Source organism: Shewanella sp. MSW, from assembly GCF_007636515.1.
In the GTDB taxonomy this organism is placed as follows: Bacteria; Pseudomonadota; Gammaproteobacteria; order Enterobacterales; family Shewanellaceae; genus Shewanella; species Shewanella indica.
Map to the genome: position 1 here is coordinate 23,550 of NZ_LVDR01000016.1, position 25,287 is coordinate 48,836.

Consider the following 25,287-nt stretch of genomic DNA (forward strand, 5'->3'; position numbering starts at 1 on the left):
ACCCTTCGGCGGGCGGCCCAGCGGCCGCCCGTTGCTATTGATGGATTTTCCGATATGAAACATCTGGCCATGTTCTGGCATTTGATAAAACCCTTTTGGTGTAATCGGCAACGGCTGCCGGCGTTGGCATTACTGCTGGTGGTGTTGACCTTAAGCCTCTCCTCGGTGTGGTTCAGCGTACAGCTCAACCAGTGGAACGGCGACTTCTTCAACGCGCTGCAGCAGTTGGATGGCAGCCTGATTTACCCCCTGTTGCAGCAGTTTATGCTGATCATAGTCGCCTTGGTGCTGGTGTTGGTGTACGCCGACTACCTGAAGAAAAAATTGATCATTCAGTGGCGTGAATGGATGACCCGGGATCTCTGTAGCCGTTGGCTGTCGCCGGATAGTCGCCATTACCGAATCCAGCTTGGGCAGCAGGAGCCTGACAACCCGGATCAACGCATCGCCGAGGATGTTTTCCTGCTGGTGGAGACTTCGCTGGATCTGCTGTTATCCTTCCTGCGTTCTGTACTCACCATAGGCTCCTTTGTGGTGATCCTCTGGACGCTGTCCGGCGAGATCAGCATTCCCTTGGGGTCAGCTGAGCTGACCATACCTGGCTACATGGTGTGGGTCTGCCTGCTCTACACCCTGATAGGCACCCTGATCACCCACAAGGTGGGTAGGCCATTGCACCGGCTTAACTTTCAGCAGCAAAAGCGCGAGGCGGATTTCCGTATCGCTCTGGTGCAGCGTCGTAACCATAGTGAGGCCATTGCCGGTCAGCGAGGTGAGGACTGCGAGCAGCAGGCATTGGCGCAAAGCTTTTCCCGGGTAGCCGGTAACTGGTATGCCTTGATGTCCAAGGAGCGTAATCTGGCCTTCTTCACAACAGGGTACAGCCAGGTCACCATGCTAGCGCCGATATTCTTTGCTCTGCCCAAGTTTCTTGCCGGGGCAATTCAGCTCGGCGGTTTAATGCAGATAAAGATGGCTTTCACCCAGGTGGCCAGTGCCCTCAGCTGGTTTATCTACGCCTATAAAGACCTGGCGCGCTGGAGCGCTACGGTCGAGCGTCTGAGTCATTTTGAAGCCAGTCTGTTTGCCGATACGCCGCGGCCCGAGGCGGCAGTCGCCGCCAAGCCCTCAGTTGCAACCGATAGTGTCCCAGATAAAAGAGTCAATGTGCTTGAACCTCAGGCAGTGCCGCTGTTGCAGGCCAGTCTGGATCTCTTGTTGCCGGATGGTCGGCCGCTGCTGCAAAGACTGCGCCTTTCACTCACACCGGGAAAGCTGCTGGTACTGCACGGCCGCTCCGGTATCGGGAAAACCAGTTTACTGCGAACCCTGGCAGGCTTCTGGGATGGCTATTGCGGGAAACTGGCAACTCGGGTCAGCCCCTGCTGGATATCCCAGCGCCTTTATCTGCCGGAGGGTTCACTCAAATCGCTCATCTGTTATCCGGCTGCCACTCAGAAGTTTAGCGACGAACGTTGCCGCCAGGTGTTGCAGCAGGTGGGGTTAGGGGAGCTGCAGGACACGCTCGAACACACAGATAACTGGCTGCAGCGGCTATCGGGCGGTGAGCAGCAAAGAGTAATGTTTGCCCGGTTGCTGCTCAACGCCCCTGAGCTGATCCTGCTGGATGAAACCACCTCGGCACTGGACATAGCCGCCGCCACTTCGCTGCTGCAACTCTTGCGCGCCGAGTTGCCCAAGGCCTGCATAGTGTTGGTCAGCCATCAATTGCCACTGCATCAGCTGGCCGATGAGATTATTTCCCTGGAGCAGGATGAACAATCTCAACCTGCCAACATCACCCGCCTGAGGGAGGTCTGAAATGAAACCCTTGATAGTATGTTTGCTGGCCGGTTTGCTGCTGGCTTGCCAAAGCACTACTGAGCCGAAACCACAGTCACAACAACAGTCGACGTCACTGCAACCACTCGCCGAGGGCAGCTTGCCACTGAGGCCGGATCTGCAAACTTATACCTTGGAAAACGGTTTGCAGGTGATGCTGCTGCCCAGGAAAGATCCGCGGCAAAATGTGGAACTCAGGCTGCTGGTCAAGGCCGGCTCGCTGCAGGAAACCGACGCCCAGCAAGGCTTGGCCCATTTCGTTGAACATATGGCGTTCAAGGGCACAGAGGCGTTTGCGGATCAGCAAAGCTTTAAACAGCTGGAACAGCAGGGGATCAGCCTTGGCAGCCATGTCAATGCGGTCACCAGCTTTGCTTCCACCGTCTATAAGTTGTCTTTACCCGCCGCCGACGAGCAGCAAGTGGTGTTGGGATTGAAAATCTTATCCCAATGGGGCCATAAGTTGACGTTCGATCCCCAGGCGTTTGAGCGCGAGCGGGAAGTGATTATCGAAGAGTGGCGTCTGCGTCAGGGGCTAGGGCAGAGGATCAACAGCGCCCTGGAGCAACTGCGTTATCAAGGCAGTGAACTGGCCGAGCGTAATCCTATAGGTCTACCCGAGGTGATCCGCACTGCGCCTGTGACCCTGGCCAAGCAGTATTATCAGGACTGGTATCAGCCGCAAAATATGGTGCTGATGATGGCCGGTGAATTCGATGTCGAAGAGGCTCGGCAGCATATTGAGCATTTCTTCGGGCCTATGGCGAAGGGCGACAGTAAAGTCGCCGCCGACTGGGGCCGCTTCGATTCCTCCGCTGCCGAGGTGCAACTGCAAACTGTGTTGGATCCCGAGCAATCGCAGCGTTTCATCCAACTCATGCTGCAACAGCCCCTGCCCGCGCCGCTCAATAGCGTCAACGGCCAATGGCGGGATCTGCTCGATAGGCTCTGGCTGGCGGTACTGAATCGTCGTCTCGGCCTGATGGTGGATGAACAGCTGTTTGCCAAGGCGCAGCTCGGCGATCAGAGCGCGGTACTGTCGCCCTCGCGAATTCAGCATCTGGCGATTCTGCACCCGCTCGATGCCGACTATGGCACCGCGTTGCAGCGCTTTGCCACCGAGCTTAAACGTTTGGCGAGCCAGGGGGTGAGCCAAGCTGAGCTGGATGCCGTTAAGGCGCCCTTGTTGGCGCGCTTGCAACAGCAGGCGCTGAGCGAGTCGCGCTATGACAGCGGTTATCTGCTCGAGCAACTGACTAATGCCGTCAGCTTTCAAATGCCTATGCTGAACAAGCAGCAAGAGTGGCAGATGACCCAGACCTTCCTCACAGAGGTTACGCCCGAGCATCTGCAGGCGGCGGTACAGTCTTTGCTGCAACAGGCCGAAGTCAAAATTGCTCTCATAGGGCCGGACACAGACGCCGAAAAGCTCAATAAAAATAGCCTACTGACCGCCTGGCAACAGGGGCTGACGAGCACGCCAGGCGCCTTTGCGCTCAAACCTAGGCAACTGACACTGGACTTAACGCCGCCTGCGTTGAACAAGGTCGTGGATAGAGTATCACTGCCGGCGCTTGGCGCCTTGCCCAAGGTGCGCAGCGAGCGCTGGCAACTGGCCAATGGCCTGATCTTGCTGCTGCACAGCGATCCTATGCTGACCGATAATATTCAGCTGGATCTGCGCCTTCCCGGTGGCCGTTCTCTGGAAAACCACAACACCAAGGGCTATGTCAGCCAAGCGCTTTACCTGCCATCCTCCTGCGGTATCGGCGAGTATTCGGGCCGGGATCTGCTGGCCTTGCAGAAGCAATACGGCATCAGTATCACCCCCTATGCCGAGCTGCTGCATCATGGCCTGCGTGGTCAGGCATCCGCCGATACCCTGGCGCCGCTGCTCAAATTATTTGCCCTGCGTTTGACTCAGCCCAAGTATTGCCAGGAGGCTTTGAGCAGGCAGCTTCAGGCTATTCAGCAACAGCGGAATCATGTGCCCGCCGAGCGGCGCTTTATGGACGCCATCACACAAGCCGCCTTTGAGAACGGAGAGCTGCTCTTGATGCAGGGCAGTGAACCTGCATCAGAGCTGGCAAGGCTTGAGCAATTAGATAGGCAACTGCTGGGTGACCCGGGCGCCATGGTGCTGAGCATCAGCGGCAATCTGCCGCTCAAGCAATTGGGCGAGCAGGCCAACCTCTGGCTCGGTCATCTTGCCAAACAGGAGGGCAAAACGGCGCAGAGCTGGACTGATCGCAACATTCGCCCCAAGGCTGAGTCTATGGAGCGCCGTTACCCCTGGAGCAGTAGCCCGAAAACCATGGTGCAGATCCAATACAGCCAGGATGCGAAGTGGAGTGCGGCAAACAGCATGGCGATGCAACTGATAGAGCAGGTGCTGAACCAAAGGCTGCGGCAGAAACTGCGCACCGAGGCTTCCGGTGTCTATGTGATCCAGATGTCGCAGCTATTGGCGCGTGACCCGGCAGCTTATTATCTGGGACGGCTCAACTTCACCGCGGCGCCTGAGCGGGCCGAGGCGCTGGCCGCAGAAGCCGATACTGTAGTGCAGCATCTGGTGCGCGAAGGCATGAGTGTGGCCGAGTTCAAACAGGCCAAGCAAACCCTGGCCGTGTTGCAGCGTCAACAGCGCCAAAGCGCCGCCTTTTGGAGCGCTGCTCTGGCGCAGACCATGGCCGATGAAGGGCGACTTCAGGAGCTGGCTGAGACGGATAACACGCTGAATAAGCTGACGCTGGAGCAGACCAATCAACTGCTGCAACAACTTTTGGGACAGCAGAAGAAGGTCTTTATGCTGGAGCCGGCAGAGGTTTAATACCCAAGAGCCGAGGTATCTAACAAGACGGCCATTCGGCCGTCTTCTTTTACTAAACAATATGTTGAGGGCATTTATCAGAGTGATTTTTACCGAATTATATATTGTATGAGCTGTGTCGAATATTTCGCCATTAGACCTACTCGTTGACATGGGGCTATGGCAGACTGAATTTATGTTCTGGTGACGACAGCTAAATGTCCATGGAGGGGAAGGTGAGCAATTGTAAGTTGCCGATAGAGCGATTTGCTTTTCTCGAGATGTTGGCCTTTTGGAAAGGGAGAGTCCGCAATAAAGATATCGAACACCAATTTGCCATTACCCGTCAGCAAGCCCACAAAGATTTGGCCAAATACCGGGAATTGCACCCAGGCGCCTTGATAAAGCTCGATAAGGCCTGTTTCGGGTTTGCAGAGCACGCCAGTCTCAGCTACTCATCTGCTTCCCTGGATGATTTTTTCCTCTGGTACGAGACAGGTTACTTTACTCAGCCCCGCCCCTTGAATGGCTCCTGTGCCACCCGAATGGCATTGCCGGAGCGCAACACTTGCCGCCATGTTCTCGCCGGTTTGATTAATGCCATCGAGCAAAACCTCAGGCTTGAGGTGGAATATGTCTCTCTGTCCAATCCCGAAGATGAAGGCCGAATTTTTACCCCTCATACCTTAGTCAAGGCCGGCAGCCGCTACCATGTTCGGGGTTACTGTGAAAAGTCAGCGGCTTTTCGCGATCTTGTTCTGAGCCGTTTTCGGGGAATTCCTGTTGTGGAGGGCATCGCCCATCAAACTGTAAAAGATGACTCTGCCTGGCAGACCATGCTGGCGGTAATTCTGGCTCCTGATCCCCGCCTGACAGCCCAGCAACAACAGGTGCTGGCCAAAGATTATCAGATGGAAGGGGGACAACTCATTATTCAGTGCCGGGCAGCTTTGGTGGATTACCTGCTCAGGGAAATGCAGGTCAATACCAAGTATCTGGATGGCACACCCGAGGCTCAGCAGTTGGTGCTGGTAAACCGAAATGACATCAAGCAGTGGTTATTCAATAGCTAGGACCAGTATGGTTTGAGCCAAGGTAAACTCAGTTAACCTGAGTGTCTGTACAGTATTGGTGGCAATAGGAAAGTTGGGTAAAAGTAACTGATATCTAACGCCGAGGTATTTAAATGGACGATTTCTCACCCTCTGATCTTAAAGTGATTCTGCACTCAAAACGCACCAACATGTATTACCTCGAATATTGTCGCGTAATGCAAAAAGATGGCCGAGTACTCTATTTAACCGAAGCTGATAAAGAAAACCTCTACTTCAATATCCCTATCGCCAACACCACAGTCTTGCTGCTTGGCAACGGTACATCAATTACTCAGGCCGCAATGCGTATGCTCTCGCAGGCCGGAGTACTGGTAGGGTTTTGTGGCGGTGGCGGCACACCGTTGCATATGGCGACTGAAGTGGAATGGTTTACACCGCAAAGTGAATATCGGCCTACCGAATACCTGCAAGGCTGGCTCTCATTTTGGTTTGATGATGAAAAGCGCTTAGCCGCCGCGAAACAATTTCAAAATGCCCGAATCGACTACTTACAAAAGGTGTGGCGCACTGACCGTGAACTCGCTCTGGAAAAGTTCAATGTTCAGGATCAGGTTATCCAACAATCACTTGAAACCTTCCACAAGCGCACAGTGGCAGCCAGTCAATCTTCAGAGCTGCTGCTTACCGAAGCGCAATTAACCAAAGTTCTATACAAATACGCAGCCAATAATACCGGCAAAGAGGGTTTTTCTCGCCAACAACAACCCGACAAAAAATGTACCGACAAAGCCAACGACTTTTTAAATCATGGCAACTACTTAGCTTATGGTTTGGCAGCAAGCTGTTTGTGGGTATTGGGGATTCCGCATGGCTTTGCCGTGATGCATGGTAAAACCCGCCGCGGTGCTTTGGTGTTTGATGTGGCCGATTTAATCAAAGACGCCATTGTGCTGCCCTGGGCCTTTGTTTGTGCCAAAGAAAACGCAACCGAACAAGAGTTTCGCCAGCAAATATTGCAAGCCTTTATTGAGCACAAAGCCCTCGACTTTATGTTTGACACAGTAAAACGCGTTGCCTTGCGAGGTCAGGGTGAACAAGAGCGCGAGGTAATCCCATTATGATGGTCACCTTTGTCTCTCAGTGTGAAAAAAACGCGCTTAAGAAAACCCGTCGCGTACTGGATGCTTTCGCCAACCGGATTGGCGATAACACCTGGCAAACCCTGATCACCGAAGAGGGATTGTTAACGGTGAAAAAAATGCTACGTCAAACCGCCAGCCGCAGCACTGCCGTCAGTTGCCATTGGATCCGCTCTCGCTCCCGCAGCCAGTTTTTATGGGTGGTGGGGAATAAAAAGAAATTTAATTTGGAAGGTGTGGTGCCAGTTAACAGTACTGAGAAAGATTTACTCAACAGCGACTATGAAAGTGATTGGAAATATTTGCCACTGATTAAAGCGCTCGCAGCTATGGCCGCTTTGTTGCACGATTGGGGTAAGGCTTCTTTACTGTTTCAGGAAAAATTAAAACCAGAGATTAAAACCCAGCATAAAGGCGACCCACTGCGCCATGAGTGGATCTCTTGCCTGTTATTTCATCAGTTCGTTACAAGCCAGATGAGTGAGAGTCACGATGAAGCATGGTTGAACTTTCTGATCAACCAAGGCATTGATGAGTCGCGATTGACTTACCAAAGGTTACAAACGGAAAAGCCACTAAGCGAACTGCCCAACGCAGCAGCATTGATTAGTTGGTTAATTGTTTCTCATCACAGATTACCGCTGCCCAAAAAAGAAGAGATGTGTCGGGAACAGCGAGAGAATCATAATAGTTCGCTTGGTGATTTGTTGACCAGAATTACTTCGGCATGGGGGTATGAAAACCAATTTGAGGATTACAACAGGCTGTTACCCAAATGCTTTGAATTTCCTTTAGGGTTACTTTCCCAATCACAAACTTGGCTAACGGCATTGCAACGCCGAGCTAAGGATTTATTGCATCAGTTGCCTTTGTTAGAGCAAGCGATGAATGACGGCAGCTGGCGCGTGGTTTTACACCATGCACGGTTGTGCTTGATGCTGGGCGACCATTATTACTCCTCGCAAGCCAATGATCCTAGTTGGAAGGTTTCAACCGAGCTGTACGCCAATACAGATCCCGAGACCAAAGAGCGTAAACAAAAGCTGGATGAACATTTGGTTAATGTCGCCAGGGTGGCGGTGAATACGGTGAGGTTGCTGCCCTTTTTTGAATCTGAGCCGCTAAAAGCGACTGAACTTACCGAGCTGGCACCCAAAAGCAGCACCCCAAAAGCGTTCCGTTGGCAAGACAAAGCGGTACGTAAAATTATCGAGTGGCGTGAGTATACTGAAGATAAAAGCCAAGGTTATTTTGTGGTCAATATGGCGAGTACTGGCTGCGGGAAAACTATGGCTAACGCCAAAATCATGCAGGCGCTCTCGGAGGATGGTGAAAGTCTGCGGTTTATTCTCGCGCTTGGTTTGCGCACTCTTACTTTGCAAACCGGCGATGAATACAAGCAGCGGCTCAAACTGCAAGATAAAGATCTCGCTGTGCTCATTGGCTCTAAGGCGATTTACGAGTTACATCACCAGACTGGTGCGCAAGTCGATAAGGAGGAAGTGGAACTTAATCAAGCTGAGCTTGGCTCTGAATCGATGGAAAGCTTGCAAGAAGAAACTGATGAACTGCATTGGCAGGGCGTATTGCCCGAAGAAGAACTCACCACAGTTTTAATCAAGGAAAAAGATCGCAAGTTGCTGTATGCCCCGGTACTGGCTTGCACCATAGATCATATTATGGCGGCTACCGAAACCAAACGGGGTGGGCGTTATATATTGCCTTGCTTACGGTTAATGTCATCCGATTTGGTGATAGATGAAATCGATGATTTTACTGGCGACGATCTGATTGCGATTGGCAGACTCGTTCACTTGGCCGGTATGCTGGGGCGAAAAGTCATGATTTCCTCTGCCACCATCCCGCCGGATTTAGCGCTCGGTTTGTACAATGCCTATCGCCAGGGGTGGGCAATATTTGCCGCCAGTCGTGACCGAAACGCCAGCATTAATTGTATTTATATTGATGAATTTACGGCACATACTCAGTTGGTGGGGAGCAATGATTATGACTTGGAGGCTTACCAGGCTTTGCAACAAGGCTTTATCAATAAACGGGTCGAGAAGCTCAAACAGCAAACCGCCAAACGTAAAGCCGAAATTATCCCCTGCCTCAAACAACCAGATTTACCGCTTGATACTCAGTATTTTGCAACGGTAAAGCAAGCGGTGCTGGCTAAACACCGGCACCACTTTACCTTAGATCCCCAAAGCCAAATTCAAGTTTCCTTTGGTGTGGTGCGCCTTGCCAATATTCAACCCTGTGTCGAGCTAACCAAGTACTTGCTCAGTTGTGATTGGCCTGCAGATACCGAAGTACGTTGTATGGCTTACCACAGTCAGCAAGTGTTGTTGCTGCGCCACGAGCAAGAAAAGCATCTAGATGAGGTGCTTAAGCGTAAAGAAGCAGCGAACGAATTACCGCTTGCCTTCAGCCATTCCATTATTCGCGGTCATTTAAATGCCTGTTCTGCAAAAAATATGATCTTTATTTTGGTGACTACGCCTGTGGAAGAAGTGGGGCGTGACCATGACTTTGATTGGGCGGTGATAGAGCCCTCTTCTTTTCGTTCGATTATTCAAATGGCAGGCCGTGTACGCAGGCACCGTGATGGAGAAATTCCTGTGCCCAATATTGGCTTGTTGCAGTACAACCTCAAAGGGTTCAAGGGGGGAGAAGAGCGAGTATTTAACCGTCCTGGCTATGAAACCGACCGAACTACTCAGCTCGTCACTCATGACTTAACCCAGTTGGTGGACGAAAAGCCATTGCTGCAATCGGTTAATGCGGTTGCTCGAATTCAGAAGCGAGCGACGTTGGAGCCACAAAAAAACTTGGCGGATTTAGAGCACTTTGCCACCGCCAAAACATGCGGCACGGATCAAATCGGCAAGTCAGAAGTAAGCGAAGTTAACCGCCGGGATAGATTCAGCCGCAACCGTCGGGAAAGCCAGCGTCAATCTTGTTGGTGTGAGCATTTACACGGTCATATTCATGGCTACTGGTGGCTTACGGCATTGCCGCAATACTTCAAACGCTTTCGTAAAAGTGAACCCTCAGTGCAAATCTACTTAGTTAAAAAAGCGCGCAGCATTGAGTTTTGTTTGCGTGAAGATCAGGGCGGCTTACACCCGATTGAACGCACCTTGAATATTGAACATCTACCGTTTCCATCAACCCAACAACAGAAGCTTTGGCTACAGCGTGATTACAGTGAGTTAGTCAGTTTATACAGTCCAAGCCCTGAGCAGGAGTTTGTCACGTCAGTACGATACGGAGAAATCAGTTTTATCTACCGGGAAGGAAGTCAACAATACAGTTACAACGACCAATTAGGCTTGGTTAAGGTTAAATAGTGGAGGGATTTACTGTGTTAGATCCAGCAATAGTCACCTTCTTTGCCGAGCGCAAAGAAGCCTGGCTTAAGAAAAATGTCAGTACCTCGATGCAAGAATCAGAAGTATTGGAAAAACAGCGGGAGTGTGAGCAAAACTTTCTGTTGGCAAATTGGTTACCCGATGCTGCTAAAAGGGCAGGGCAAATCTCAATAGCCTCACATCCCTGCACCTTTAGTCATCCGAGTGCGCGAAAGAACAAAAATGGCTATGTTTCATCGATAATTGCCAAGAATAAACCGAGTGCCGATGGCTTTCTGCGATCAGGCAATGTGGCGGTAGAGCCTGATGCACTCGGTAATGCAGCGGCATTGGACGTGTATAAGTTCCTGAGCTTGCCGATGAGCGATCAACGCTCTCTGCTCGTGCATATTGAACAAGAAAGTGAGTTGGCTCGCCAGTTGCTTGAGGTGCCAACCTGTGATTATCAGACGCTACGAGACGGTTTTTTAAAAATGATCGATAGCGATCAAGCTTCGGTATCCAGCTCGAAGATTAAGCAGGTCTATTTCCCGGTAGCCGAAGGTGAATATCATTTATTGTCACTATTGACCCATTCAGGCCATCTTTTTGAATTACGCAAACGACTTGATGCAATGCGATTTGGGGAGCTTGTCAAAGAGGCCAGAGAGTGCAAAAAAGCCAATCGATTTCACCCAGAGGGTTATCAAGAAATATTTGGTCTAACGACCATTGGCTTTGGCGGTACAAAACCTCAAAACATCAGCGTGCTCAATAACCAAAATGCGGGAAAAGCCCATCTTCTTCCATCCATTCCGCCTAATTTAACACCCAGAGAAATCCGCTTGCCTAAGACGGACTTTTTCAAAGAGTGTTTTACTGCTTGGCAAGCCAAGGAGGTGTTGGAAGCGTTGCATCGACTGTTTAAGACTGACTATAACAACATCAATATCCGTGATGGACGCGATTACCGTATTCAGCAATACGTTGATTTGGTTATTGAAAAAATGTGGCAAGTGCGCCTGTTTCTCACTGACCATCAAGGCGACTTACCAAGCGAATTGCCATTGGAGCAAAAAGTTTGGTTGTACCCTGAATTTGAGTCGCAGCGAGAACAAGAGAATGAGTGGCTCGATAAAATCACTCGTCAAATTGCCCGTGGTTTAATCAACCACTACAGCCGCAGCAAAGTCATCAGCAACCCCTTATTACTGGCCGATCAAGAACTCTTGGCCATTGAGACAGTGGTTGCCAGCAATAGGGAGAACTTTCGATGAGAGTGCTGATTTTGCCCCATATTAAAATTCACAACGCCAATGCACTCTCAAGCCCTTTTACCATAGGTTTTCCGGCCATGACAGCATGGTTAGGGTTTGTCCACGCTTTGGAGCGCAAATTGAACCAAGCCGGTCTGTCTGAGTTAATGCTGCACAGTGTCGCCGTTGTCAGTCATTGCTGTGATGTACAAACTCACAAAGGTGAGGGCGATTTTGTCCATTCAATCATTGGTACAGGTAACCCACTCGATAAGGACGGTTCGCGTTCGGCATTTATAGAAGAAGCACGCTGTCATTTAGACGTCTCTTTAGTGATTGAGTGGAGTGGCGATGAGGAACAGGTGCAATATCCTGATTTTGCAGGGCAATTGCAAGCGGTCATCGCCACCATGAAAGTAGCGGGTGGTGATGTCATCTGTATAGGAAAGCCCGCAATCGGCTCAGTGGTGACAGAAGAGGATACGACGCGAGTTCTACGCCAACTGATGCCGGGCTATGTACTGCTAGAACGGCGCGATCTAATGATAGAGGCCATGCAGCAAGACAATGATGCATTAGATGCACTGCTTGGCTACCTCAGCGTTAACCACAATTGTGAACAGCTTGAAGATGGCAGTGTTGTTTGGCACAGCCAGCGCAAAACCCATGGTTGGATTGTGCCGATTGCCACTGGGTTTCAGGGCATTTCACCATTAGGTGAGGCGAAAAATCAACGAGATCCCACTACGCCCCATCGTTTTGCCGAAAGCGTGGTCACGCTAGGTGAGTTTGTTATGGCGCACAAAATTAAAAACCTCGATGACGCCCTTTGGCAATACAACTCCGATTTAGAAAACGATCTTTACCTTTGTCAGCAAGTTAACGCTATCAACGAACATGAATAAGGAACAATCTCATGGCTAAAATTAACGACACCGCTTCAGTATTGGCATTTGAGAAGAAACTAGTCCCATCAGATGGCTATCTATTTGGCACTAGCTGGGACGCTAAAGAACAGGTCACTCCTTTATCGTTACAAGAAAAATCGGTACGTGGAACCATTTCTAACCGTTTAAAAGCGGCAGTAAAAAATGATCCACTTAAGTTAAATGCCGAAGTGGAGAAAGCAAACTTACAACGTGTCGATGCCTGTGCTCTGGGGCAAGATCAAGACACTCTTAAACTCCATTTCACCCTAAAAGTGTTGGGTGGTTTAGCTCAACCTTCGGCTTGTAATAATGCGCAATTCAAACAGAGCTATAGTGCCGCAGTTGAGCAGTACATTGCCAAGCATGGTTGTTTTGAATTGGCAAAACGCTACGCCACTAACCTGGCAAACGCGCGTTTCTTATGGCGTAACCGAGTGGGTGCTGAAGAAATCGAAGTGCAAGTTAAGGCGCTTAATAAAGGGGCGGAGCAAACTTGGACGTTTGACGCCAAAAAGTTCAGCACCCGTCATTTCGATCATAACGATGAACAAGTGAGTAGTTTGGCTGAACGCGTTGCCAAGGCCTTGGCCAGTAAGTCCGAACACCTGATGCTGCAAATTGACTGCTATGCAAAAGTGGGTAAAGCGCAAGAAGTTTATCCAAGTGAAGAGCTAGTGTTGGATAAAGGCAATAGCAAAACCAAGAAAAGTAAAATTCTTTATGCCGTTAATGAACATGCAGCAATGCACTCACAAAAAATAGGTAATGCATTGCGTTCTATTGATACTTGGTATCCAGAATACGCTTTGGCAGAACAAAGTGCAGGGGCGATTGCCATAGAACCTTATGGCGCAGTGACCAATTTGGGTAAAGCATTCCGCACTCCGAAAGATAAGCAGGATTTTTACAGCTTCTTTGACAAGTGGGCTCGTGGAGAACCACTACCGCGTGAAGAAGATGAACATTATGTGGTGGCCGTGTTGGTGCGCGGTGGGGTATTCGGCGAAAGTGATAAATAGGTGGCGGTAATGAACTACTACCAAGAAATTACCTTACTACCGGATGTCGATATCTCGCTTGGTTTTCTTTGGCAAAACGTGTTTCAACAAGTGCATATTGCACTTGTTGAACACAAAGTGGATGCAAATCAGTCTAGTGTTGCGGTTGGCTTTCCTGATTATCTCCGAGCTAAGTTTCCCCTGGGCGGTAAATTGCGCCTCTTTGCCAAAGAACAAGCGTCATTGGAAAAGCTAGCCATTCACCAATGGCTGAATCGGTTCGAAGACTATGCGCATATTAAAGGCATCAAACCCGTACCGAGTGATGTTTCCTACGTGAGCTTTGTACGCAAACAGGTGAAATCGCCTGAGCGGATTGAGCGGGCTATGCAGCAAAAGGCGGCATTATGGGCGGCAAAGTCGGGCAAGCCGCTGGCCGAGTGCTTAACCGATCTTGAAAAAAGCAAACCGACTGGGCAGTGTGATTTGCCATTTATCTTCTTGCACAGCCAGCAAACGAAACAACGTTCGCCGGACAAAAACAGCAAGTTCCCGCTGTTTATCGAAAGATATCCGCAAAGTACACCTGTGGATGGGCTTTTCGATTGCTACGGGCTGAGTCGTAAAGTTAATGGTATTGCATCGCTTGGAACAGTACCGCACTTTTAAGCATCAAAGGGTGAGTTTTACCCTTTATTTTTGCTCTTTAAAAATAAGCTTTGTATACAATCAGTTACAACAGGTGGTATTCAACAGGGTAAAAATAGGTTTTTTATCCTAACCACCTGTTGTGACTTTCTTTTATTGCTTTATTCTATTGTTCACTGCCGCCCAGGCAGCTTAGAAATGTTGAAGCGATACCCGCACGGCGCGTTAAGGGTTCACTGCCGCCCAGGCAGCTTAGAAAGTCGGTGTCGTTTACGCCGCCAATCGCGTTCCGTTCACTGCCGCCCAGGCAGCTTAGAAACGTAACGGAGCAAGTACCCGTTACGGAACCAGGTTCACTGCCGCCCAGGCAGCTTAGAAAACATATGCGCTCAGGCTTACGTAAACTACATCGTTCACTGCCGCCCAGGCAGCTTAGAAATATTGGAAGTAGCACGACTGAAGCGTTACGCTGTTCACTGCCGCCCAGGCAGCTTAGAAATGTAGTGACAACTGTTTTTGTTGCTCTCGCTGGTTCACTGCCGCCCAGGCAGCTTAGAAAGACTATGAAAATCCCTGAGAAGATTTGGGAAAGTTCACTGCCGCCCAGGCAGCTTAGAAATAACACCACCGTCTGCCGCAACCCACAGTGCGGTTCACTGCCGCCCAGGCAGCTTAGAAATGCGCGCGTAGGCCAAGAGTCCCATCGTGCCAGTTCACTGCCGCCCAGGCAGCTTAGAAAACGAAGAAGATTATCGAAAGACGCCCTGCCAGGTTCACTGCCGCCCAGGCAGCTTAGAAAACACACGTGTAGCGCAAATCAATACTAGACATGTTCACTGCCGCCCAGGCAGCTTAGAAAGTCGGGCCGCTTCCTTGCATACCATGACCCCAGTTCACTGCCGCCCAGGCAGCTTAGAAAGACCTGGAGGCCCAGCACGAATGCGTCCGACAGTTCACTGCCGCCCAGGCAGCTTAGAAATCTTCGTGGCGTTTCCACTGTCGCGGCGTAATGTTCACTGCCGCCCAGGCAGCTTAGAAAGCCATAATTGTCGAGGCTGGATACTCCAATAAGTTCACTGCCGCCCAGGCAGCTTAGAAAAGTTGGCTGGGTGGTGCCCCATGTAATCCCGAGTTCACTGCCGCCCAGGCAGCTTAGAAAACCATGCAAAAGCTGTCAGCAGTGCGCCGGTAGTTCACTGCCGCCCAGGCAGCTTAGAAACGCCTATCATGTCGCGCACAGGGTTGACCGCGGTTCACTGCCGCCCAGGCAGCTTAGAAAGTGATTAACGCAGGCGGGGACGCCTTCCGCCAGTTCACTGCCGCCCAGGCAGCTTAGAAACTCTAGGGCCTCGGGGCGGGTGATGCCGTCATAGTTCACTGCCGCCCAGGCAGCTTAGAAAACTGTGCCCCGGTATGCCGTCGCGCCCATCTTGTTCACTGCCGCCCAGGCAGCTTAGAAAGGGCTGGCAGCGCGCCACGCTAGGACGTTCTTGTTCACTGCCGCCCAGGCAGCTTAGAAATAGCACATCATCAAACGCCCCTGGGGCAATCAGTTCACTGCCGCCCAGGCAGCTTAGAAATGTAAGCGCTCGACGCGAAAACCTGTGATCTCGTTCACTGCCGCCCAGGCAGCTTAGAAAATTACGCCGCCCGCTTACTGAGGGATGTTTTCGTTCACTGCCGCCCAGGCAGCTTAGAAATACGCCCAGGAGGCCGGGTTTGCCTTGCAAATGTTCACTGCCGCCCAGGCAGCTTAGAAATCGACCAGTTGTTACCATCCCAGCACCATTAAGTTCACTGCCGCCCAGGCAGCTTAGAAAAATGTCTCCTATTACGTGATACGCTCCAATCGGTTCACTGCCGCCCAGGCAGCTTAGAAATAGCCGCGCAGTCGTCCCACTCGATTGGTAGCGTTCACTGCCGCCCAGGCAGCTTAGAAACGCCGCTGCTGAATGTCTCTGACGATATCGGAGTTCACTGCCGCCCAGGCAGCTTAGAAAAAATCCCTGACAGTCTCAGGAGCCTGATTAGCGTTCACTGCCGCCCAGGCAGCTTAGAAAGTTGTGAGGCATCCAATCTGGAATATGTACTTGTTCACTGCCGCCCAGGCAGCTTAGAAAAAGCTCGGTATCAAGTTTGGCGATCAATGGAAGTTCACTGCCGCCCAGGCAGCTTAGAAATTTTGCGTCACGCTATCCTCATCATCAGATTCGTTCACTGCCGCCCAGGCAGCTTAGAAAATCAAGTCAGAGACAGCCCTAACCTGGCCATCGTTCACTGCCGCCCAGGCAGCTTAGAAATGTTGGAGATTTGGGGCTAACTGGACGCATCCGTTCACTGCCGCCCAGGCAGCTTAGAAATCCCGGCGGTGCAATTCTGCATTGAGTTTGTTGTTCACTGCCGCCCAGGCAGCTTAGAAAATAAGGAGAATTGGTAAAATAATCGCGAAATAGCTCACTGCCGCCCAGGCAGCTTAGAAAAGAAAGCCAGGGATGATAGTAATCCAGTGCTTGTTCACTGCCGCCCAGGCAGCTTAGAAAGCTACCCGCCCTTACTCGCTTATGTTGCGATAGTTCACTGCCGCCCAGGCAGCTTAGAAATCGCCGCAATGCTTACAAATTGGCCTGCCTTTGTTCACTGCCGCCCAGGCAGCTTAGAAATTTATCGGCGCTCATGCGCTGGGTCGCATGGTGTTCACTGCCGCCCAGGCAGCTTAGAAAGTAGGAAGCAGCTGCCACTACTTTTGCTGTTCGTTCACTGCCGCCCAGGCAGCTTAGAAAAGCTTATTGACGTTGATATGTTGGCCGATATTGTTCACTGCCGCCCAGGCAGCTTAGAAAGTTCTTCTGGTGATGACCTTTCCCCCGAATTTATCACTCGGCCCCAGCAAAATCCGAACGTCCTGCATTTGTGGGGCTGAAGAGGCCGAAACTGAAGTGATCTGAATAGTGGCCCGGCTCAAGGCAGCATATCTACTCGAAGTAGTCTGCTGGCGCTGCGGCCTTTGTCGTCGCTGACCGATAACTGGAAGCGTCCGGCTCTGGGTGGGCGCCATTCCAGGGTTTGGCCTGGCAGGCTCTGGCCGAGCAGGCTGTTCCCGGCAAACCAGTAGAGTATTTGGCTGTCGGAGGCGGCGTCGGCCTTGAGGGCTATGTGTTCATTGGCCACGCTTTGGCGCAGACTGTAGGTGACACCCTTCAAGGGGGAGCGGATAAGCGGGGCCGAGTAACTGACCGCGACTCTTTGGCTGCAGGCGGCCGGAAGCTCCGGCGGCCTCCTGCGGGGTAAACCTGCCTGTTCGAACAGGGCCGCCAAGTCTGATGGCCAGAAGGCAAACACCTCCTGGTGGTGAATTTCCGAGTCGTAGGGTGGGCAGACGGCGGCGCCGGTTTTGTTATCCAGCCACACCGGGCGATGCAAGTTGGAGACCTTGATGGGAGAAACTCCCGGGATATACCAGCCATCGACCAATTTGGGGCACCAAGGGTTGGGCAGCTCGCCGGAGGCGGCGCAGAAGGCTACCTTTTTTACCGTATCCGGCGGCGTGTTGGCCATGTCGGCCGTGCCCGGCAGCGCGCCCTGCAGGGCATCGCTGAGGGCGAAGAACAGGGGCCCGGCGGTTCGGACGCCGACAAAGGCCGGGTTGGGAGTGGCGTCGAAGTTGCCCACCCAGACCACCAACACATAGGGGCCTGTGATACCGGCGCTCCAGGCATCGCGATACCCCCAGGAGGTGCCTGTTTTCCAGGCCACGGTCCAGTTGCTGCCGGGCAGGCCGTCGGCGCGGGGGTTGTCCTTGAGTATGTCCCGCACCATAAAGGCGGCGGCCGGGCTCAACAAGCTCTTTCCTTGCGGGCTGATGGGCTGGCTTTGTTGATCCCGCAGTGGATAGTCATGGCCCTGGCTCGCCAGCATCAGGTACAGCCGCGCCAGCTCCGCCATGGTCAGCTCGCCGCCGCCCAGCGCCAGGGATAAACCATAATGACTTTCACCCCTGAGCCCCTGAATGCCGGCCTGGCGCAGGAAGCCGTAGAGATTGGGTTGGTTCACTTGTCCTGCCAGCCACACGGCCGGCAGATTGCGGCTCTTGACCAGGGCGTCGTGGGCGCTGATGGGGCCGGTAAATCTGTGGTCAAAGTTCTCCGGTTGGAAACTGCCAAAGGCGGTGGGCGCATCCTTGAGTATGCTCAGCGGGTGTATGAGCCCCTGATCTATGCCCAGGCCAAACAGAAATGGCTTCAGGGTTGAACCCGGCGAGCGGCGGGCGCTGACGCCGTCCACCTGCCCTTGGATATCGGTATCGAAGAAGTCTGCCGAGCCTATCCAGGCCTTGATGCTCTGATCGCGGCTGTCCACCAGGATTGCGGCGGCATTCTTGACCCCCAGATGGCGCTGGCTTTCGATATACAGCCCAAGGCGCCGTTCCAGCAAGGTCTGCAGGCTGACGTCCAGGGTGCTGTGAATTAGGGTGTCGCTATTGTCCCGCAGCAGGCGGCGGCTGAAGTGCGGCGCCAGAAATGGCAGCTCAGTGCGGTCATGGCCGATGGCGGTGAGGGTCAACAGGCCGTTGTTGCGGGGATCGTCGCGATAGCTTTGTTGCCAGAGCAACGCCAGACGGTCGCGGGCATCCTGAAAGTCGGCGCCGAAACGGGCGCGGCGCGCCGGGCTTTGCGGCATGACCGCCAGGCTGAGGGCTTCACTGAGTGACAGCTCACCGGCGTCTTTATGAAAGTAGATGCGGCTGGCAGCGCCGACACCTTCAATATTGCCGCCCATGGGCGCCAGATTGAGATAGGCCTCGAGAATATCATGCTTGGAGTAACGCAGCTCCAACCAGAGCGCCGCCAGCATCTGCTGCAATTTCCCGGCCACCTGGCGGCTGTTGATGTTGTAAACCCGCCGGGCCAGCTGCATGGTCAGGGTCGAAGCGCCCTGGCGATCATCCTTAAGATAGGTAGCGACTGTCGCCCTGGCGGTGGCCGCCGGGTTGATGCCGGGGTGGAAGTAAAAATAGCGGTCTTCCTTGAGCAAGATGGCTTGCACCATGTTGTCTGAAACCCCTTCCAGGGGTTGCCAGAGCCGATACTGGCCATCACTGGCCAGCGTCAGCCGCAGCAGACTGCCATCGGCGGCCAATACCATGCGGGAGCTGGGCGCCAGCTTTGAAAAAGGTTGTGCCGGCCAGAGTCTCAGCCCCAGCAGCAAGGCTGCCAGGGCCAGCAGGCACAAATAGCGGCGTTTCATGGCGCTTCGATCACCAACTCACCGCTTGGGCCCTGAGCCTGAACCAGGGGATCATACAGCCCCTCGGCGTAGGCGGGCGGCACCTGGAACTGGCCGACATTGGTGGCCCGAACCTTGTAGACAAAGGTTTTGGCATCGCGCCAGGCGGTACCGTAGAGCACCAGGCGGTCTTCACGAACATTGAGCCACTGTGGCGACCAGTCGCTGTGCTGAGCCATCCCCACAGGCGGCTGCCAGCCGTCGAAGCTGTCATCCTTGTCACGATAAACCGGCTCCACGCCGCCGGGCAACAGATCTATTACTACCACCTGCTGCAACTGGTCCATATCTGTGGCGCGCAGCCGCAGCCTGACCAGGAATTCATCCCCGACCTTGACCTTGCCAAGAGGTTGCAGCTCCTGGGTCAGATAGTCGCGGCTCACCTCCAGCCCCTGGCTGAAAGGCTTGGCCGGGCTTTGGTCAAATCCCTGCTGGCTGAGAAGATAGAAGGCATCATTGCTGCCGGTTTTCTGGTATTTCACCTCTTCACTGCCGAGGGGCAGCTGGGCCTTGGGTAGACTCAGTGCCTGCCAGGCCTTATCGACCAAGGCTTGCATGGCCAGCCCCTGATCGCCGCGGGAGTTATCCAGGGCGGTCAGTGCCCGCACCAGAGTACCGGCAGACAGCGAGCTGTAACGCTGCTCGCTGAGCCACTGGCCCATGCGCGGCAGCAGCTGTTCCGGCAGGTCATCCAGGCGCTGTGGCGCCTGACGGGCGATGAGTGTCAGCAGCTGGGCATCGTGCACCATGGGATCCAGGTAGAGGCCTAGGCGCTGGGGCTTGTCCTCAAGCAGCTGCCACTTCTGCGCCTGCCACAGCGGCTCGGCCAACTGTTGCTGCTGCATCAGGGTAAAGCTGGCGGCCAGCCAGGCACTGGCGATGTCCGCTTGCCAATCCTTGGGATAGTAGCGCTGCAAACGCTCGCGGATGTCGGCGAGGGCGCCGCTCACCTGCACCCCCTGGCGGGCCAGCAGATACGCGCCATAGGCACGCTCGCGCAGCTCATCCAAGCCGCTGCTGGGGCCGGAGCTCACGCTCGACAGATAGCTGTTGGCCTTGTCCAGTAGATCCTGGGGCACGGGGTAACCCTGGGCCTTGGCGTCCAGCAGCATGTCTACCACATACAAGGCCACCATAGGCTCGACTATCGGGTTGGCGGCCCAGAGACCGAAGCCGCCGCTGCTGTTCTGGCGGCTACGCAACTGACCAATGAGTTGGTTAAAGTCATTGAGATTATCCTGGGGCTTGCCCAGCAGCAGCGCAGGTACGGCTTTGGATACCAACTGCTCGGTACAGGCGTGAGGATAGTTGTCCAGATAGTGGCTCAGCCCCTGAGCCCAAACCAGCGGACTGTTGCCAAGAGCCGCTTCCACCTTGCTGAACGGCGTAAACAGCTGACGGTCAAGCTTGAGCTTGGCTTCTGAGCGGTCGAGCACCGCCGTGGCCAGGGTTAAACGGTGGGGCGTTAACGGCCGCACCGAGATGCTCTCGCTGATCTTGAGCTCGCCTTCGCTGGTGGCCAGCTTCCAGTGGAGCTCCCCTTGACCCAGATTTTCGCCTGCCTTGACGGCAAAGTGCGCCGTGGCCTCTCGGCCCGGTTCGATATGGAACTGCTGCGGTTGCAGGTCGCTGCGAAGGGCGCCGCTCAGGCTGAGGGTCAGGGTAACATCCTGCACCTCGGCTTCTGTGTTATAGAGTCCCACAGTAACATCTGCGCTGTCTCCGGGTGCCAGGAAAGCCGGCACATTGGGGCTCATCACCACAGGCGCCTTGACCGCGACACTGGCCTCGCTGGTGCCTATGCCGCCTTCGGTGGCACTGACGGCAAAGAAGCGGATACTGCCGTTGAAGCTGTCGGGCACAGTATATTGCAGCCGCTGCTCTCCGGCGGCCAACTCACGAATACCCGACCAGTAGACCACAGGCTTGGCGCGCTTGCGTTTGAAGGGGTTGAGGTTGGCTGCCAGCAGCGCGGCGGCGTCACCTCCGGGGGCGGCCTGGCGCATCAGTACCTTGAGATCCGGCAGCAGCAGGTCGAGAATTTGGCTCGAATCTACGCTGAGAGCCTTCTTGTCGAAGAAGTGCGCCAGTGGATCCGGCGCTTCATAGCGGGCCACCTGCAAAATACCGGCATCAACCCCGAATACCACGACTCTGGCTTTGCTTGGCAGCTTGAGGTCGATATCCAGTTGCGTCCCGGGTTTAACCTTTTCCGGCAGGCTCAGGGCGATGGGCTGACGCCGCTCACCGAGATCCACCTTAAAGGGTTTCACGGCATAGGACAGCGGGCTCATAAAGACTTCTTCCGAGTCCGGTGCCCGCAGGAACTGCACATTGATATAGGCATTGCCCTCAATGCCTTGCGGCAGGGTAATGCTCTGCAACGAACGGGTGCTGTCGGCCTTGAACCATTTGAAGGCGTAAACCTTGTCTCTCTCTATGGTGATGAGTCCGGCGCCGCTGTAAGGGGCCTGGATCGCTACCTGAATGCTTTCACCCGGCAGATATTCTGCCTTGTTTAGCGTCAGTTCCAGCTCGGCGTTGCGCTCCAGCGTGCGACTGGCGTTGCCGTTGCCGGCAACGCTGTAATCTATTTGGTTCAACTGGCGGCCGTTTTCATCCAGCAGCCGCAGGCGGTAGTCACCCGGCTCCCTGGTGTCGAGTTCCAATTGGCCACCGCTTGCGGCCAGACTCAGGGCAGTGCTGCCCAGTAGTTTGTCTTTGCGGCGCGATTCATAGCGGTAGGTGCCGTCATTCTGTTTCACCAACACAGAGACCCAGCGCCGGGCGATACGCTCGACTTTGAGCTCAGTAGCCACACCTTGAAGGTTCTGGCCAACGGCTTGCAGGTTGAGCACACGCTTGCCGTCTTTGCTGATGAAGTCCAGAGCGCCATCGCTCTTGTAGCCCAGTAACCAGTCGGCATCGGATACCAGTAGCTGGTCTTGGGCGCTGACACCGTGGCCTGAGCCGGCTTCAAATACCCGAGCCAGCAAGTGCAGCTTGTAAGTGCTGCCGGCAAAGCGGTCCAGCGCCAAGTCCAGGCTGGCCTTGCCTTCGCCGTCTGTGGTGGTTTCGCTCAAGTCTTCGCGGAACGATTCCTTGAGCTTGCCCAATACCCCAAAACGATAGCCGGGCCAGGCTTTGAAGCTGATATCTGTTGGTGACAGCACCATCTCGCCGCTGACTCGGCGATCGCTCGCCGGGCCACCGAAGAGTTGCTCGGCCAAGACCTCGGCCTTGAGTTGCTGCGGCTTGCGCCAGCCTTCAAATTGCTTGTCGGTGCCCAGAGAGACTCGCACCTTGATGCGATCCGGCTCGAAGTCGCGCACCTTGAAGGTGACATCTCCCAGGCGCGTGAGGCGGTATCTGTCTTTGATGAGGGACAGAGTGGCGAGATAGTCACCGGCAACCGCGGTTTCACCGGCGCTGAAATCCAGGCTGTCAAAGCCGCTGCCATCGAGTTTGAAGGTGCGATCCAGCACGGTTACACCGCGGGGGTCGGTGATCTGCATTTTCACCGGCAGGCCACCCAGGGCGGTACTCCAGTCCTGACCCCGCACCAAACTGGCGATATGGGCCGTCTCACCGGGGCGATACAGCCCGCGGTCGGTGAAGAGGTAGGCTCTCAGGGCGCCGGGATCGTCGCTCTCGTAGCTGCCGCCGGTATCGAAACGGGACAGATTGAGCTGGCGACGCCAATCAGCCAGCGGCAAGAAGGAGAGATCGCCATCCTTTTCGACCCGATAGTAGAGTGGGGTCTTTTCCCGGCGCAGATCGCCAAGCTTGGCAAAGCTTGCATGACCGCGTTCATCGGTCAAAGCCTCGGCTACCGCTAAACCGTTGCGGCCGATGACGGCCACCCGGGCTCCGGCCACCGGAGTCCCCTTGCCGAGTGATTGCACGAACAGATCTTGGCTGCCATCACGGCTGCGTTTGGCGAGTATGCCCAGATCTGTCACGACCACAAAGCGCAGCTCGTGGGCCTCGGTTTGGTAATAGTCGAAGGTTTGGCTGTCTCTTTCATCGGCCGGAGTCAGCTTGACCACAAAGATGCCACGCTTGTCCTTGAAGAAGGGCTTGAGGTCGACGCTGCCGTAGAGCGTCTTGCTGGGATCGCGCCCGGCAAGCTGTTGCTTGAACACCTGGCGGGTGACCAAACGGTCGAAATCTGTGTTGTTGAGGTAGGGCTCGGCAAAGCTGCCCGAGCTTTGATCTATCAGGGCATTAAGCTGGTCCGGTAGTAGCTGGGCGACCTCAATCTGTACCTTTTGCACCCCACGGGCCAGATAGCCGAGGCGTTGATCTTCGTCCAGCGTCAGCAAGGAGCCTTCGCCGAGGAAATTGAGCGCCTTGGGGTATTGCGGCATTCGCAGCACAGTCAGCACGGCATCGCGGGACAGATAACCCCCTTGGCCTTCGACTTCCTTATCCACCATTACCGCCACGTAGCGATCGACCGGAGCTTTCAGCTTGAAGCTGTGCAACTGGTTGAGGCCTTCGGCACCGGGGATCTGGGTCAAGGTCAGTTTGTCGGCCTTGGCCAATACCTGTTCGGTGACATTTTCCTGATACCAGTGACGGCTTCCCTTGGGATTTTTCACCGGCAGCAACCAGGCATGTACCTTGCCTTGAAGCGCTTCGTCGTTGACCGGACGTGAGCTTTCCATTGTCAGTACCGGCTCGGGTTCATCCTTGTCGTTGTAGGCGAAGTTGACCTGAGGGTGTTTAAAGCTCAGCTGATAACGGCCGGGAACCTCTACTTGCCATTGGCTCTTGCCCGCCTTGTTGCCGCCCTTAGCCGCCTGGATCCCTTTGCTGACTTCCAGGGTTACAGTGCTCTGCTCAAGTGGCGTGGCGAGCGCAGGAGAATGTATGTAAGCGAACAGATGCTTGTCATCGAAGGTGACTTCGGTATCGCCATTGCCGCTGTAGGTCAAGCCGGGGCTCAGCAATATCGCCAGTTGGGGTTTGACCGAAGCCGTGTCCACCGGGTGGCTGAAGGCCAGGGTGGCGACCAGCTTTTGAATGCTCGGCTGGGCCGGATCCTGGTACAGGCGTCCGTCAGAAATGGTGGTCGTGAAGGCGGCTGTGCTGAATTCGCTCTGGTATTTATCCAGTAAGATATGGTCTGCCAGCAGCTGTTTCTTATCCAGGCTGACCGCGAACTTTTCCGCAATCGGCCAGTCGTTATCCGGAGTAAATTGCAGATGCTTGTCACTGGCCCAGCGCCACTGCCCGGCGAGTTGGGGGCTGAGACTGACGCCCTTGGAGACGGGTTTGCCTATGACATCCAAAGGCGCGACCGAACCACTGAAGGTCAGGGTCAAGGGAGCGACCTGAGGTTTGGCTTGGTGGTAATCGGTCAGCCGCGGCGCCTTGAGCGTATAGTGCAGGGTATAGGGCTTGGGTAAATGCTGGTACCAATACCAGCCGCCCCAGCAAAGCACAGTCAATACAGATAGCAGCAGTAGGCTTCCCAATGCTTTAAAGGGATGTTTTATGCACCAATGCATCCAGGGCGGCGCTTGCCAGTGACCAAAAACGGCAGCGAGAACTCGCCAAACTACCGAGAAGAAATTTCCTATAAGCTGTCCCATCAGTCCATGTCCTTGCTGTGTCTCGTAGCGCTATCGCCAAGTTGGGTGACGTTTTAAAGATGTCAGTCGCCGATGTCAATCAGACCGGGCCGATGCTGTGATGCCCTATTCGATATCGCCTCTGTAACTGTGGCTATATGGTACAGCAATCAGGCTGATTTTTGATCCGCGTTTGAATTCAAAATTGATAATAGGGCGGCAGTTGCATCGATATTTGCAGAAACCCTCCTTCCCAGCTACGAGCCCGCCGGCAGCACGTCGGTACTCGAGGTTTGACTTTGTACTTTATATTCGCCGTATCCATATCTCTTACCTGTAATTCTTCTTGTTTGGGGCAGGTTGAGTTGCAGGTTCTGTCTATTTGCCCATCGA

At 53.9% G+C, this 25,287-nt stretch carries 11 protein-coding genes and 1 CRISPR repeat array; of the genes, 9 read left to right on the top strand and 2 right to left on the bottom strand.

Annotated features, from left to right (window positions below):
- The first annotated feature begins 54 nt into the window (after positions 1-54).
- From AYI96_RS15885 to cas6f, 9 genes are all read left to right on the top strand, one after another.
- The gene (locus AYI96_RS15885) at positions 55-1,821 is read left to right on the top strand and encodes an ABC transporter ATP-binding protein/permease (RefSeq protein ID WP_071475683.1); all 1,767 of its coding nucleotides are present in this window, start codon (positions 55-57) and stop codon (positions 1,819-1,821) included.
- Position 1,822: 1 nt separating this feature from the next.
- A complete protein-coding gene (locus AYI96_RS15890; RefSeq protein ID WP_144361966.1) occupies positions 1,823-4,672 on the top strand; it encodes a M16 family metallopeptidase in 2,850 nt (949 codons plus the stop codon).
- 215 nt (positions 4,673-4,887) lie between these two features.
- A complete protein-coding gene (locus tag AYI96_RS15895; RefSeq protein WP_202932885.1) occupies positions 4,888-5,724 on the top strand; it encodes a WYL domain-containing protein in 837 nt (278 codons plus the stop codon).
- 113 nt (positions 5,725-5,837) lie between these two features.
- On the top strand, positions 5,838-6,827 hold the full coding sequence (gene cas1f, locus AYI96_RS15900) for a type I-F CRISPR-associated endonuclease Cas1f (protein WP_144361967.1): 990 nt from the start codon (positions 5,838-5,840) through the stop codon (positions 6,825-6,827).
- Positions 6,824-10,201 carry a type I-F CRISPR-associated helicase Cas3f gene (gene cas3f, locus AYI96_RS15905; protein WP_144361968.1) on the top strand — a complete coding sequence of 1,126 codons (3,378 nt, stop codon included), beginning with the start codon at positions 6,824-6,826 and terminating at the stop codon, positions 10,199-10,201. Before cas1f ends, cas3f begins: the two co-directional genes overlap by 4 nt.
- A gap of 14 nt (positions 10,202-10,215) precedes the next feature.
- Positions 10,216-11,478, top strand: a complete 1,263-nt coding sequence (csy1, locus tag AYI96_RS15910) for a type I-F CRISPR-associated protein Csy1 (protein ID WP_071475695.1) — start codon at positions 10,216-10,218, stop codon at positions 11,476-11,478.
- Positions 11,475-12,362, top strand: coding sequence for a type I-F CRISPR-associated protein Csy2 (gene csy2, locus AYI96_RS15915; protein WP_071475680.1), 888 nt, complete (start codon positions 11,475-11,477; stop codon positions 12,360-12,362). Before csy1 ends, csy2 begins: the two co-directional genes overlap by 4 nt.
- An 11-nt stretch (positions 12,363-12,373) precedes the next feature.
- The gene (gene csy3, locus AYI96_RS15920; RefSeq protein WP_144361969.1) at positions 12,374-13,405 is read left to right on the top strand and encodes a type I-F CRISPR-associated protein Csy3; all 1,032 of its coding nucleotides are present in this window, start codon (positions 12,374-12,376) and stop codon (positions 13,403-13,405) included.
- Positions 13,406-13,414: 9 nt separating this feature from the next.
- Positions 13,415-14,053 carry a type I-F CRISPR-associated endoribonuclease Cas6/Csy4 gene (cas6f, locus tag AYI96_RS15925; RefSeq protein WP_093981939.1) on the top strand — a complete coding sequence of 213 codons (639 nt, stop codon included), beginning with the start codon at positions 13,415-13,417 and terminating at the stop codon, positions 14,051-14,053.
- 150 nt (positions 14,054-14,203) lie between these two features.
- Positions 14,204-16,872: a CRISPR direct-repeat array (repeat unit 28 nt; unit sequence GTTCACTGCCGCCCAGGCAGCTTAGAAA).
- A 118-nt stretch (positions 16,873-16,990) separates the two neighbouring features.
- On the opposite strand, the gene pbpC is transcribed toward cas6f, so the two are convergent.
- Positions 16,991-19,276 carry a penicillin-binding protein 1C gene (gene pbpC / locus AYI96_RS15930; protein ID WP_144361970.1) on the bottom strand — a complete coding sequence of 762 codons (2,286 nt, stop codon included), beginning with the start codon at positions 19,274-19,276 and terminating at the stop codon, positions 16,991-16,993.
- Positions 19,273-24,915: an alpha-2-macroglobulin family protein gene (locus tag AYI96_RS15935; RefSeq protein ID WP_144361971.1), complete on the bottom strand. Its 5,643-nt coding sequence runs from the start codon at positions 24,913-24,915 to the stop codon at positions 19,273-19,275. The genes pbpC and AYI96_RS15935 overlap by 4 nt, the downstream gene beginning before the upstream one ends.
- Positions 24,916-25,287: the final 372 nt, after the last annotated feature.

Bases quoted from the DNA above. Each gene is read 5' to 3' on its own strand.
- AYI96_RS15885 (WP_071475683.1), top strand. From the start codon at position 55: ATGAAACATCTGGCCATGTTCTGGCATTTGATAAAACCCTTTTGGTGT.
- AYI96_RS15890 (WP_144361966.1), top strand. From the start codon at position 1,823: ATGAAACCCTTGATAGTATGTTTGCTGGCCGGTTTGCTGCTGGCTTGC.
- cas1f (WP_144361967.1), top strand. From the start codon at position 5,838: ATGGACGATTTCTCACCCTCTGATCTTAAAGTGATTCTGCACTCAAAA.
- cas3f (WP_144361968.1), top strand. From the start codon at position 6,824: ATGATGGTCACCTTTGTCTCTCAGTGTGAAAAAAACGCGCTTAAGAAA.
- csy2 (WP_071475680.1), top strand. From the start codon at position 11,475: ATGAGAGTGCTGATTTTGCCCCATATTAAAATTCACAACGCCAATGCA.
- csy3 (WP_144361969.1), top strand. From the start codon at position 12,374: ATGGCTAAAATTAACGACACCGCTTCAGTATTGGCATTTGAGAAGAAA.
- cas6f (WP_093981939.1), top strand. From the start codon at position 13,415: ATGAACTACTACCAAGAAATTACCTTACTACCGGATGTCGATATCTCG.
- pbpC (WP_144361970.1), bottom strand. From the start codon at position 19,276: ATGAAACGCCGCTATTTGTGCCTGCTGGCCCTGGCAGCCTTGCTGCTG.
- AYI96_RS15935 (WP_144361971.1), bottom strand. From the start codon at position 24,915: ATGGGACAGCTTATAGGAAATTTCTTCTCGGTAGTTTGGCGAGTTCTC.